9 protein-coding genes are annotated in these 13,919 nt (G+C 40.7%); 8 read left to right on the top strand and 1 reads right to left on the bottom strand.

The features are described 5' to 3' along the window. Window positions 1-398 precede the first annotated feature (398 nt). Window positions 399-2,540: a hypothetical protein gene (locus VB732_RS22505; RefSeq protein ID WP_323233121.1), complete on the top strand. Its 2,142-nt coding sequence runs from the start codon at window positions 399-401 to the stop codon at window positions 2,538-2,540. A 218-nt stretch (window positions 2,541-2,758) separates the two neighbouring features. Here VB732_RS22505 and VB732_RS22500 read toward each other — a convergent pair whose 3' ends face one another. Then, on the bottom strand, window positions 2,759-4,270 hold the full coding sequence (locus tag VB732_RS22500; protein ID WP_323233120.1) for a hypothetical protein: 1,512 nt from the start codon (window positions 4,268-4,270) through the stop codon (window positions 2,759-2,761). Window positions 4,271-5,336: 1,066 nt separating this feature from the next. Between VB732_RS22500 and VB732_RS22495 the strand changes: the two genes are divergently transcribed. The 7 genes from VB732_RS22495 (at window position 5,337) to VB732_RS22465 (ending at window position 13,808) form a co-directional block, all read left to right on the top strand. Continuing rightward, window positions 5,337-5,522 (top strand): hypothetical protein, encoded by a 186-nt coding sequence (locus VB732_RS22495; RefSeq protein WP_323233119.1) that lies wholly within the window; start codon window positions 5,337-5,339, stop codon window positions 5,520-5,522. 344 nt (window positions 5,523-5,866) lie between these two features. Further along, window positions 5,867-7,744 carry an NAD(P)H-quinone oxidoreductase subunit F gene (locus VB732_RS22490; protein ID WP_323233118.1) on the top strand — a complete coding sequence of 626 codons (1,878 nt, stop codon included), beginning with the start codon at window positions 5,867-5,869 and terminating at the stop codon, window positions 7,742-7,744. Between the two features lie 163 nt (window positions 7,745-7,907). Further along, window positions 7,908-8,627 (top strand): carbonic anhydrase, encoded by a 720-nt coding sequence (locus VB732_RS22485; protein WP_323233117.1) that lies wholly within the window; start codon window positions 7,908-7,910, stop codon window positions 8,625-8,627. Window positions 8,628-8,723: 96 nt separating this feature from the next. After that, window positions 8,724-10,220, top strand: coding sequence for an NADH-quinone oxidoreductase subunit M (locus VB732_RS22480; protein ID WP_323233116.1), 1,497 nt, complete (start codon window positions 8,724-8,726; stop codon window positions 10,218-10,220). Between the two features lie 36 nt (window positions 10,221-10,256). Beyond that, entirely contained in the window at window positions 10,257-10,847 is a 591-nt protein-coding gene (locus VB732_RS22475) for a CDP-alcohol phosphatidyltransferase family protein (RefSeq protein ID WP_323233115.1), read from the top strand. A gap of 1 nt (window position 10,848) precedes the next feature. Then, on the top strand, window positions 10,849-12,156 hold the full coding sequence (locus VB732_RS22470) for a CO2 hydration protein (RefSeq protein WP_323233114.1): 1,308 nt from the start codon (window positions 10,849-10,851) through the stop codon (window positions 12,154-12,156). 452 nt (window positions 12,157-12,608) lie between these two features. Continuing rightward, window positions 12,609-13,808 (top strand): acyl-CoA dehydrogenase family protein, encoded by a 1,200-nt coding sequence (locus VB732_RS22465; RefSeq protein ID WP_323233113.1) that lies wholly within the window; start codon window positions 12,609-12,611, stop codon window positions 13,806-13,808. The last annotated feature ends 111 nt before the right edge of the window (window positions 13,809-13,919 follow it).

The raw sequence follows: 13,919 nt of genomic DNA, 5'->3' as shown, positions 1-13,919 counted from the left end.
TTAAAGGCTTGTTCACGAGTATAAAAGACTCGCTCACGAGTATAAAAGACTCGCTCACGAGTATCAAAGACTCATTCACGAGTATCAAAGACTCGCTCACGAGTATAAAAGACTCGCTCACGAGTATCAAAGACTCATTCACGAGTATCAAAGACTCGTTCACGAGTATCAAAGACTCATTCACGAGTATAAAAGGCTCATCTAGGAATATTCAAAGCCAAACGATCGCCAGTTATCAAGCTGGATTTATCCCTTCCCCTGTATCATCGCAGACATTAGTGCAATCACTCTAAGCTTTCACAAGTGCCTTAGCCCTAACTATGGAAGTTTTTCTTATCTGGGCAATTGCGGGGTTGCTGAGTATAAAATTTGGTATTTAGTTATATAAAAAGATTTTCATGACACCAAAAATGCAACAATTTGGGCGATCGCTATCAAAGTCTTTTCTGACAATTGCTCAATTTACCTTGACTTGTTTGCTTGTATTTTACCTATCCCCAGTTAACGCTACAACTATCGGATACTTAAGCGAACAAGGGGAATTATTTCGCCAAGCACTAGCTGCTGCCAAGTTAACTCCAGAGGATGTCCGCTTGGAGATGAAAGACATGGATCTCTGGGGCGGTGATAAATATCGAGTCAAGTTGCTAGATATATTTTTCGATAACCCTTGGAAAATCAGTCCTTACACCCGCGCCATTACTCAAGATTTACTTACAGCTAAATCAAATTTAGGACAACTCGCTGCCAGTGCTTACAAAAGAATCGATGGGGGTGTGAATCCTCAATTAAACAGAGATTTGCTGACAAAATACAAACAGCAAGTACAAAAGCTGGGTGATGATGCTTTAGCTGTTGCTCTTGGTAAACTAAGCACTCAGCCTGCTGATAGTTTTAAAACTAGCGAATACAAAGCTTTACCACCACAACTTCGTTCTGCGATCGCGCAGTTTTTATTTACAGTACCAGATGCACTGCATTACAGACAGGTGGGATTGTTGCGATCGCTAGCTAAGTTACAACTAGATGGCGATCGCACCTACACCGAAGTATTTAATTACGCAGTTAAAACTGTGGAAGAAGAAGCCGCAGAAGAAGTAGATGCTAGCCCAGAAAAGGTACTGTTAATTGAATCTCTTTTAGACAACGTTGATTTTAAAATGCTCAACACAGGAGCAATTTTAACCGCCGCCGCAGCTGGTGAAATGCAAAGTCAAATTAGCCAAATCCCAGTTAATTTGTTGCAAGGCAATTACAACTACAGCATAGATACGCCTCAAGGTCGAATTATTCTCAGTGGTCAAGGCGATCAAATCTATCCCCCTGACGATTACTTGTTGATTGTAGATGTTGAAGGTAATGATACTTACTCTGGCGGTGCTGCTACTAAAAATATTGCTCATGGTGTCAGCGTCACCTTAGATTTAACTGGCAAAGACCGCTACTCTAGCCCACCGGGGAAAATTCCCAGCTTTGGGGCTGGTATCTTCGGCTACGCATTGCTGCTAGATTTACAAGGTGATGACAGTTATCAGGCAGAATACGCTAGTCAAGGCATAGGTATTTTTGGTACTGGCATTCTCTATGATGCACAAGGTGAAGATACCTATCAAGGTATTAGTAATCTCCAAGGCAGTGGTACTTTTGGTTCAGGACTGCTGATTGATAATCAAGGCAGCGATCGCTATTCTCTCTACAGGTACGGTCAAGGCTATGGCTTTACTAAAGGAGTGGGGCTGTTATTAGATAGTGTAGGTGACGATAAATACATTGGACTAGAAGACAAGTATCCCAACGGCGGCCCATTTGGAGCCAAAAGGCATGTCCATTTTATCCAAGGTGCAGGTTTGGGAAGGCGTGCAGACTATACAGAAGGTCACAGTTGGGCTGGGGGTGTAGGAATGCTAGTCGATGGCGCAGGAAGCGATCGCTACGAATGTGAGGTTTACGGACAAGGTACAGCTTACTGGTATAGCTTGGGCTTTTTGGTAGATAAAGCGGGTGATGATTACCATGATGCCGGATGGTACAGCCTGGGAAGTTCGCCACATTTTGGTGTGGGAGTTTATCAAGATGATAGCGGAAGCGATCGCTATACAGGCATCATTATGCAAAGTTTAGGCAATGGCCGTGACTGGAGTATTGGCTGGTTTGAAGATAGTGCCGGAAACGATTGGTATAACGGCAGCTTAATGACTTTCGGTACAGGAGATATTAACGGTATCGGAGTTTTCTGGGATAAGCACGGCGACGACACTTATCTATCTTTATTAGAACCAGCTTATGGACAATCTCGGTTAGAGGGTGTTAGTGGTTTGCGAGAGTTGATGCTGACATTAGGCTTATTTGTCGATGGTGGCGGAAAAGATAATTACCTGCTATTGCCAGAAACAGACCCCCAAAATAAATTGCCAGATACAGCGCTGAATACTCAATCTCTGTCAACTAATCCCGTTGCTGGTAACGATAGGACTTGGTGTCGCTCTACAAAACCTCGTTATGTCAAAATGGCTTATGGCTGCGGTATTGATGCAGGGTAAATTCGACTAAAAATTATTAACGCATCGACGTGCTTTATTTAGCTGCAAGTTCTATTCGTCAGGGCTTATATCATGTTCGGCAACTCACTTATAATATGTCATTGCGAATGCAACGAAGTGGAATGAAGCAATCGCAAAGGTTTGGGATTGCCGCGCTTCGCTCGCAATGACATAAGCTAGTAGGTTCTTCTTAACTTAAGCGTATTGTGCTGTAACCATCATTTGATCTTATACCAAATACCATTATTGCTTTGATGCAACATCTGGTATCTTTGCTCAACAAATTCCAGCATTTGAGGAAAATTTTCTTTGATTATAGCCTGGGGTTCATAATCAATAAAAATATAAGGGGGCTTTGATGAATCTAACTGATTTATAAGTGCAGACCATTGCTCAGATAGAAAATATTCAAGTGCCCAACCACGTAGTATTGTTGCTTGACTCCGCCCAGATAAATAGTAAATAGATGGATCGCCAGCTACATAAATATCGCCAGCAATACTTCCGAATCGAGATATAAAATTCGCTTCGAAATGAATCGATGGATATTTTTTTCTAAAGACAGCCTGATATTGTAATCGTGTATCTTCAGTTAAAGCGAAATTGTTATTAACCAGAGTAGCACTCTTCTTGATCAGAGTTAATGACAAAGGTAAAAACAATAAAAAGATCAGTAAAATAGTCGGGATTGAAGACCTTAATTCTTTTAAATAATCCCATAATACATCTAATCCTTTAGTTGCTAAAATCCCGATGGGTACAAACAACAGTAAATAATGGTATTGCCACAATGCTGTTCGTTGAAGAATAATAATACCTAAACCAAAAATACACCAAACAAAAAGTAACAAAGTCAATGTATTTTTAGACTTGTACAATGATACATATACCGCAACACCAGCCATTAAAATCAAAGGGTAAAAACTCTGTAAGAACCATTTTATCCCCGAAATTAAATTAGTTTTATTAAATACAGTATTAGTAACAATAAGGGGCGGATATATAAAAAATGTCTGATAAACTATTGAAAAACTATTAACCCAGACAAAGTAGCTGGCAACAACTAAAAGAGGAAGCATAATTCCTATAAAAATTGGTAAGCACGTATCAAGCAATATTTTTTGAATTCCGTGCCGTTTTATTACTAGTGAATACATAAATATCGTTAGCCACAACGCTACCACGATCAGCAGAAGTATAAATTTAAATAGTACGACAATTCCACCCAAAAAACCTGATATTAAAAGTAGGAAAAATCTTTGCTTTCCTTCATTGTTAAAAGACTTAAAAGTTAACCAAAGACAAATAAATAAAGGAAAACCAACCAGTGCTTCTACTTGAGTAAGATGCCAAGCACCCGAAACAGTATAGTAAACGCCAACTGTTAACAAAGGTACTAGGCTGGCGATGATTTGATGCCGGAAATAGCTTTTGAGAGTCAGCAGCAATATTATCGAAAAAAATACCATGTAAATCAGTTCAAAAATATGGATGCCAATCTCATCAAAACCAAACAAAGTTCCCGCTAAAAAATAAAAGCAGAAAATCCCAGGTTGCTTAATGTCCCAGAAATCACGATAGAGTACCTTTCCTTGTTGCATCTCCAAAGCACCTAGTCTAAAAAATGCTTGATCTCCGTCAAAGGGAAAAGGTAAATGGATAAGGCCAATAATGACAATAACAACTAAAACTATAAAGTCAGTTTTATTTAATTTAGAAATACATTTCATGGCATAACTAATTTAAATTTAAATTAATATAAGAATCTGGCGTGATTTCCGAAATTACTTAATAGGTAGGTAATACTGTTTTTTTGTGAAGCTGCATACAATTCACTCCTCAGCTATCGCCGTCCCTCCGATGCCTTGGGGGACTACAGAGGGGTATTATTCTATGCAGCCTCACATAGAGTTGGTATAAGAGGCAAAATGATTCTAGAAAATTAGGGAGTACTGAGTTGTTTTTAAAACATTAATCAGGAGTTTTATATTGCAATAGTTAATATCCTAACCAAACAACAAGAACTACATAGTTTCTTGATTAATAATGGTATCTACAAACTCTGATAGGTAATGGATATAAGCTTTTCGGGATTTGATTTTTTTTAACTTTGCTATGTTTTACCACAACGTTTATAGTTTGCAAAGACTTCCAGTGCAATCAAAACTATATCTTCATAAATATTGCTTCAATCAGTGGATTAATTTTAAAAAACTAAACTATGTAAAGATAAATAGGTCGGTACAATGTCTAATGCATTGCTTTGATAAAGTACGACTATAGAACTCCTATTTTATTTTCGAACAAGACTCAGTACTGATGTATCTCTTGTTTTCTTTCCAATTCCCAATTCCCAATCCATGCAAGTAAATATGGCTACGCCACGCTGCGCGAACAGGAATCATATCATGTTCGGCAAATCACTTATAATAAGTAGGTAAACATAATTAATTACACAATGTCATTGCGAATGCAGCGAAGCGAAATGAAGCAATCGCAAGGGCTGGGATTGCTATCTCTACGAGACGCTCCGCGAACGCTTCGCTCGCAATGACTGTAATTAATTTTGCGTAGTTACTTATGTGATTGCGAATGCAACGAAGTGGAATGTTCGCGTAGCGTCTCGTAGAGATAGCAATCGCAAAGGTTTGGGATTGCCGCGCAACGCTTGCAATGACATAAGTATTAAGTCGAACATGATATCAAACCGGATTCCTATATATTAGGTAAGTGTGTGCCTCAAGTATTAATGTAGATATAGGCACAGCACAATAACTTGCATTACAGGAAATATTGATGGAACGTTCAAAATTAATTGCTATTCTTACAGGTGCGATTTCGGTTATATTAGCGATCGCTTACTTGATCTTAGTTCAACTGCTGGACTACCGAGACATGAAACCTGCGCCCATCAGCCAATTTGACCAAGCGCCTGTAATTATTTCTGTTTTTCGGCAGGTTGACAAAATTACCACAATATGAATTAAATTTAGTTAACTTATTAAAGACGCAATTGATTGCGTCTTTTGTCATTTACGTCAATAAGTAAAAACTCATGTTCATAGATAAAAAGTAATAGCTATTATCTATTACTCAGATGGTCGATTATATAAGATTTACTTAGAGTATTTATCTTACATTTGTTTATATAAAAGTAATTCCATTTTGACGGATATAACGGTAAGCTAATTTTAAGAAGATTAAATAAAGATAAAATTGTCTTATCTGCGTAGGCGTAGCCCGTAGTAGAAATCGCTGGGTTAACAGGGATCTACGTAAGTTGATTCAAAACCCAAAACTTTTGATGCAAATCTAGAGGTAAGTTGATGGCTCAGTTTCTACTTGAGACTGTTTGGCTAGTTCCTTGTTATGCCTTAATAGGTGGCTTATTAGCCGTACCTTGGTCGCCGGGGATCATTCGGAAAACGGGGCCAAGACCAGCAGGTTATATAAACTTGGTGATGACATTTTTGGCGTTTGTACATAGTGCGATCGCCTTACAAGCAACTTGGAATCATCTACCCCAAGAGGTATTTATTCCTTGGTTATCTACAGCTGGTTTAGACCTCACCATTGCTTTAGAAATATCCTCAGTTAGCGTCGGCGCTTTAGTTGTAATTACTGGCTTGAATTTGTTAGCGCAAATTTATGCAATCGGTTACATGGAAATGGATTGGGGTTGGGGACGCTTCTATTCCTTATTAGGATTATTTGAAGCGGGACTATGTGCCCTGGTTTTGTGTAATAACTTGTTCTTCAGCTATGTAATTTTGGAAATCCTCACATTAGGAACCTACCTACTAGTTGGCTTATGGTTCAGCCAGCCATTGGTAGTCTCCGGTGCGAGAGATGCTTTCTTAACCAAGCGGGTGGGAGACTTATTCTTATTGATGGGCGTGTTGGCACTATGGCCCCTAGCCGGAACTTGGAGTTATCCAGAATTAGCTAAGTGGGCTGAAACTGCTAACGTCAACCCGACAACAATGGCACTGGTAGGTTTAGCCTTAATTGCCGGGCCGATGGGTAAATGTGCCCAGTTCCCCCTGCATCTCTGGCTGGATGAAGCAATGGAAGGCCCAGTTCCCAGTACGATTTTGCGGAATTCGGTAGTAGTTGCTAGTGGTGCATGGGTGCTGATTAAACTTCAACCAGTGTTAAGCCTATCGCCCATAGTGTCTTCTGCAATGGTGGGTATTGGGGTGGTGACGGCGATTGGTGCTTCTTTAATTGCGATCGCTCAAATCGATCTTAAACGCTGCCAATCCTATTCTGTCAGCGCATACATGGGTTTAGTATTCATTGCCGTGGGAACGCAACAAGATGAAGCAGCGCTGTTGTTAGTACTCACCCATGCCATATCCGCAGCCCTATTGGTGATGAGTACCGGCGGAATTATTTGGAATAGCATCACCCAAGATGTCACCCAATTAGGCGGATTATGGACACGCCGCCCGATTTCCGCAATAGCCTTTATCGTCGGGACTTTGGGGTTAATTGGTTTTCCACCACTGGGTAGCTTTTGGGCATTGGTGAAATTAGCTGATGGCTTGTGGGAAACCCAACCTTGGTTAGTGGGAGTAGTAATAGCTGTAAACGCTTTGACAGCAGTAAGTTTAACCAGAGAATTTGGTTTAATTTTTGGTGGTAAAGCTACACAAATGAGTCAGCGATCGCCTGAAGCACACTGGCCGATGGTTTTGCCGATGATAATTTTACTTGCCTTTAGCCTCCATCTTCCTTTAGTGTTGCAAAGCTTATCCCTTTTACCAGATTGGGAAGCTTTAAATAAAGATGTCGTACTACTTTTAATTTGGTCAAGTATTTTCGGTTGCAGCATCACTGGTGTGGTTTATTTAGGTAATATTCCTAAACCGATTCGCCTCCCTTGGAAAGGTTTGCAGGACTTATTTGCATACGACTTTTATACCCCCAAACTCTATCGGATAACCATTATTTTTGGCGTTGCCAAAATTTCCCAACTTGCCGATATGATTGACCGTTTTGTTGTCGATGGTATCGTTAATTTGGTTGGTTTATTTTCGCTATTAGGCGGTGAAAGTTTAAAATACAGCACCTCTGGACAAACCCAATTTTACGCTTTAACTGTCCTACTAGGAGTAAGCCTTTTAGGAATGTGGGTAACTTGGCCGTTTTGGGGAGTGCAGTTTTTAAATTTGATTTTTCCAATCTCGACAGTTGGGTAGCAGCAACAAAATAATTCGTAATTGATAAGTCGTAATTAGCAATTGGATTACTTGGAAATTTAGACCGCAAAAATAAAATTCCCCGTAAAAGACAATTGCACGCAAGTTTTTCACTAAATAATTACGGATTACGAATTACAAATTAACATTTGAGGATAACTTGATGAGCAGACAACATCCACAAATCAATCTTTCCAGAAGAAGTTTATTCAAGTTTGGTGCAGGTGCGATCGGTACAGGCGTACTGACAGCCGGACTTGGTTCCAACTTGCTTGCATCTGAAAAAAAACCACCAGCGCCAGTAGAAGATGATATCACCCCTGATAAGGCATTGAAAGCATTATTAGATGGAAATGAAAGATTTGTTAAAAGAAAACGTAAAAATCCTCACCAAACTTATTCACGCTTAATTGAAGTTGCCAAAAGCCAAAAACCATTTGCTTCTATTCTAGGTTGTGCAGATTCACGAGTCCCTTCAGAAATAGTCTTTGACCAAGGAATTGGAGATTTATTTGTCTGTCGCATAGCTGGAAATATTGCCACAACGCAGCAAATTGGTAGCTTAGAATTTGGCAGTTTAGTGTTAGGCGCTAAAGTCATCATGGTAATGGGACATGAAAGATGTGGTGCGGTAGATGCTGCTATTAAAGGCACTCAAGTCCCAGGGCAAATTGGAAGTTTGATTACAGCAATTCAACCAAGTGTAGAAAGCTCAAAAGAAGAATCAGGAGATAAGTTAGAAAACGCTTGTAAAGCAAATATTTTGGCACAGGTTGAAAAATTGAAGTCATCCACAGTTTTATCTGAACTAATCAAGGCAAAAAAGCTGAAAATAGTCGGTAGTTATTACGATTTAGATACTGGCAAAATCAGTTTAGTCTAATTAGTTATTTGTCCTTTGTCATTATTCAGTGGCCATTGGTCATGACTAACGCACAAAGGACAAATAACAAAGGAGAAATAATAAAGGACAAATATAATGTTAAGTGTTTTGATTTTACTCCCTATTTTAGCCGCCGCTATTATAGCAATATTACCTGTAAGTTTCCCTAATCATCGTATTCGTTTAACAGCATTAATTTTTTCTGGAACAGTTCTTGCCTGGAACCTGTTTATCCTACTAAAATTTGATATCAGCAATCCAGCGATGCAATTTAAAGAGTATTTGCCCTGGAATGAAACTCTGGGTTTGAGCTATCAAATAGGTGTTGATGGGCTTTCTATATTAATGTTGGTGCTAAATAGCCTACTCACCTGGATTTCGATTTATAGTAGCAATAAAGAAACTGAACGCCCCAGGCTATTCTACTCAATGATTTTATTAGTGAGTGGAGGAGTTGCAGGTGCTTTTCTCGCAGAAAATTTGTTGCTCTTTTTCCTATTCTACGAACTAGAGTTAATCCCTTTCTACTTACTAATCTCCATTTGGGGAGGGGCAAAACGGGGTTATGCTGGGATTAAATTCCTGATTTATACTGCGGTTTCGGGAGCATTTATCCTAGCTACATTCTTGGGTATGGTGTGGCTGAGTGGTTCTACCAATTTTGCTTTTGATGCATTCTCTACAGAAAATTTGTCAACGGCAAAACAAATCCTTTTACTAGCAGGAATAGTCTTAGGTTTTGGGATTAAAATTCCCTTAGTTCCCTTCCATACTTGGCTACCCGATGCTTACGTTGAAGCTTCAGCACCAATTGCCATTCTTCTTGGTGGCGTGTTGGCAAAGCTGGGAACTTATGGATTGCTGCGATTTGGATTGGGTATGTTCCCCCATGCTTGGAGCATTATTGCACCGACTTTAGCAATTTGGGGAGCAATCAGCGCTATCTATGGGGCAGTAATTGCGATCGCTCAAAAAGATATCAAGCGCATGGTAGCATACAGTTCCGTCGGTCACATGGGCTATATCCTGCTAGCTGGTGCTGCTAGTACACCCTTAGCACTCGTTGGTGCAGTCGCCCAAATGTTCAGCCACGGTATCATCCTGGCGATTCTCTTCCATTTGGTGGGAGTTGTAGAAGCCAAAGTTGGTACACGCGAGTTAGATAAACTCAATGGTTTAATGAGTCCTATACGCGGTATACCCTTAATTAGCGCCTTACTAGTTTTAAGTGGAATGGCTAGCGCAGGTATTCCCGGTTTAACAGGATTTATTGCCGAATTTCTCGTCTTTCAAGGTAGTTTCTCTGCCTTTCCCATCCCGACAATTTTGTGTGTAGTCGCTAGTGGATTAACCGCAGTTTATTTTGTCATCCTTCTCAACCGTACTTGTTTTGGCAAACTCGATAACTTCGCCTACTATCCCAAAGTTCTTTGGTCTGAAAAAATCCCAGCTTTAATTTTGGCAGCCTTCATCATCTTTTTGGGAGTACAACCCACTTGGTTAGTGCGTTGGAGTGAATCTACAACTACAACAATGGTCGCTGCAATTTCCCCTTTAGAACAAACCGTAATCTCTGAAGTAGCGCTGAAGTAATCAATAAGAGAGTTACGCATCGATAAAGGAGGAAGGATGAATCTAAAATTAATTCCCAGTGGTCTTGTTCTATTTCGCTTTTTAATATCTCCATTCCTCCTATTAGATGCCTGGGATGGCAAAACCAGTGTTTGGTTCATCATTGGTTTTGTTGCAGCCTTCCTCTCAGATATTTTTGATGGCATTATTGCGCGAAAACTAGGTGTCAGCACTGCCCAATTGCGTCAAGCTGATAGTTGGGCTGATGTCTGCCTTTTTAGTTGTATTTTCGTGAGTGCGTGGATAGTTCATCAAGATATTCTCGTTACTTATAGTGTCCCCTTGTTAATGATTGTTTTTGCTCAATTGCTGTGGTGGGCGGTGAATTTAGTGAAGTACGGTAAACCCGCTAGCTATCACACCTACTCAGCAAAATTTTGGGGAATCACTCTTTTTATTGCGATTATTGCCCTATTTGGCTTTGATTACGCCGGAGTTACCTTATGGCTGACTTGTATCGCTGGCACAATTCACAGCATTGAAGAAATTGCCATGACGCTAATATTGCCAGTTTGGACACATGATGTTTTAAGCATTTTTCATGCCCTGAATATTCGTCAAGAATCACTAACACCAATTAGTAAATAATATGACAGCAATTAAAACAGCAATTAAATTACCTCCTTCAACGCACGAATTTGCCGATGTAATTCATCGCTTAGAAGCAGGCGGTGCAATGTTACCCGATACTCCAGAAAATTTGATGCAAATTATCGGTTTATATAAAGCTTATGCTGTGCCGATGGATTTTTACTGGCGTGACCTACTTTATATTGCTGAAAACGAGTTTTTAAACCCGATTCCCTTCTTTAAATACTTCTTACCCAAAGAGTATTTAGAACTGCATAATCACTATGCTGGTGATGATGCCGATTTACGAATTTGGCGCGGCGAAGCTACTGCACATCCAGAACTTTTGGCATTTATTGAAAAGGGTGAAACCTTCAAAATGCCGAAGTTATTGCATCACTTATTCCACGATCGCATTAACATGGAGTTTGCTGAAGCTTGTATGCGGGCAATGTTATGGCATAGAGGGATGGGTGGACAATTTGACCCTTACCTAGATTCAGACGAATACAAAGCCAACGCTGACCGCGCAATTAAAGCTTATTTCCAAGGGAACCCCGTCATGCTGGGGCTTTACAAGCTGTTCCCCGATATGTTTTTGGAACAGTGCCGCCAGATGTCATACTACGCTAATCTGGGCTTATTCTGGGAAGTCATGGCCCCGGTATTCTTTGAAATGTCCGACCGCTATGATGAAGGTACGATTAGCACCGTCCCAGAGGCGATGAACTTCTTAGTTAATGGTATATTTGCGATCGCAGGTCGCCCCATTTACCATCATGTTTATATTCGTGGTAAATGTTACGAAATTATCCCCAAATCGAAGGGTTTCATGTGGCTATACGAAGCTGCATTACCTTATGTAGAGGCAGTTTTCTACCGCACCGCACCCTTCCGAGGGACAAAATCTTATAATGCTCAAGCGCGTCAAGTTCCAGAAGACCAGAAAGACTTTCACTTTGGCATTCTTTACGCTGATGTCTTTCCAGTGGGTACTGCTGGCATTCCCCCCACGTTATTAATGCAAGATATGTTGCACTTTTTGCCACCATATCTTGTTGATTATTACAGCCAACATTGCCGGGGTGAAGAAGATATGTTAATTCAGTTGGGAGTTAGTTTTCAACGGTCAATGTACTGTGTTACTTCTGCGGTAATTCAAGCTTTGCGAACTGCACTTTTATATCCTTTAGATGACCCAAATCCCAAACATTTACAAGCCAATCGAGAGTTTTTTGAAATGCAGCTAAATCGCTTTACTCGACCCGATTACAATATTCGTGATGCGGCTCGTTTAGGGAGTATTCAAAAACAAGACTATAGATAAAACAAAAGTTTTGTCAACAGGATAGACAAGAAACTTAGGAAATCTGGCGATCAAAAACCATCTCAACCAATAAATTTTAGTGCGTTGGCGACGCCTTGCCGAAGGCATCGCCATTTTTTTTGTCCAATCAGGTTTTTTAATCACCTTCTCTAAAAACCTTTGCTAAATTCTCTGCTTGACTTGCTCTGTGATATCATGTTCGACTTAATACTTATGTCATTGCAAGCGTTGCGCGGCAATCCCAAACCTTTGCGATTCCACTTCGTTGCATTCGCAATGACATATTACAAGTGATTTGCCGAACATAATATGAAAGCCATTTATGTCATAGTTACAGAACTTATAATAACTAAAATCCGAATAACTTTAAGTAGTATCTAGCGATCGCCAAAAGACCTGAGTTAAAGGTCATAAACTGAAGAAGAAAAGAAAGCAGGATTTAGACTAACTTTATGTCAAAGTTGGAGCAAGCAGTGGCAGACACCTTTGCAATTAAAAGCTTAGAAACTCTCCCCAATATTCTCAATCGGGTTGAGGTTCTGGCCAAAGACTTTGCCACCCGTGCAGGGATACATGACAAAGATGCTTCTTTTCCCTTCGAGAATTTTACAGCTTTGCATGAGGCAGGATTACTCAGCCTCACCATTCCCCGCGAGTTAGGTGGTGAGGGTTTAGGGTTGTCAACTATTTGCCGAGTCATTGAAGGGATAGCGCGTGGCGATGCTTCAACCGCGCTAGTACTGACAATGCATTATCTTCAACATGCCAATGCAGCCCGTAGCCGTCGCTGGAATCCAGAAGTATATAAACGGCTGTGTCGTGAGTCAATCGAAGGCATTGCCCTGCTTAATGCGGCCCGTGTCGAACCAGAGTTAGGAACACCAGCTAGAGGCGGATTACCTGCCACAATTGCCGAACGCACAACAAAGGGTTGGCGTTTAACAGGGCACAAACAATACACCACAGGTAGTCCCATCCTCAGTTACTTTGTTGTTTGGGCACGAACAACTGAAGATGAACCACAAGTTGGCAATTTTCTGGTTCCGCGCGATTTGCCCGGTTTGCAAATTGTCGAAACCTGGGATCATTTGGGGATGAGAGCTACAGGTAGCCACGATCTGATTTTGGAGAATGTATTAATCCCCTCAGAATATGCCTTGAACATCAATCCCATATCTGCTGCGCCATCCTTTGATCAGCTGGTTCCCACTTGGGGCAGTTTGACAGTGAGTGCTTTATATCTCGGCGTTGCTACTAGTGCGCGAGACTGGCTGGTAAAATATCTTTGGGAGCGATCGCCTTCTAATCTCCAAGAGCCACTAGCAACTCTACCACGCTTCCAAACTGCCGTGGGTGAAATAGAAGCACTGCTATTTGCTAACAATACATTAATTTATAGTTTGGCTGAAAATATTGACAAGGGCAAGTATGAGTCTAACGTAGGATTACAGGCACAAGCTGTTAAATACCTCACCACCACTAACTCGATTCGGGCTGTAGAAATTGCCTTAGAACTAACTGGTAATCCTGGGATGTTAAAAAGGAATCCTTTAGAGCGACATTACCGTGACGTTCTGTGCAGCCGTATCCATACACCACAAAATGATGTTATCTGTCAGTCATTAGGTAAATCGGCGCTGAAAGTAAAGTGATTGGGGACTGGGAAGAGGCAGGGAGCAGGGGGGCAGGGAGCAGGGAGCAGGGGGACAAGAGGTGAGGACTTGAAACAAGTCTTTCCCCAATTCCCAATTCCCAATTCCCAA

It is taken from the genome of Nostoc sp. UHCC 0252 (genome assembly GCF_034931145.1).
GTDB lineage: Bacteria > Cyanobacteriota > Cyanobacteriia > Cyanobacteriales > Nostocaceae > Nostoc.
Note: the sequence above shows the minus strand (reverse complement) of the source record. Positions and strands in the feature narration are given on the sequence as shown.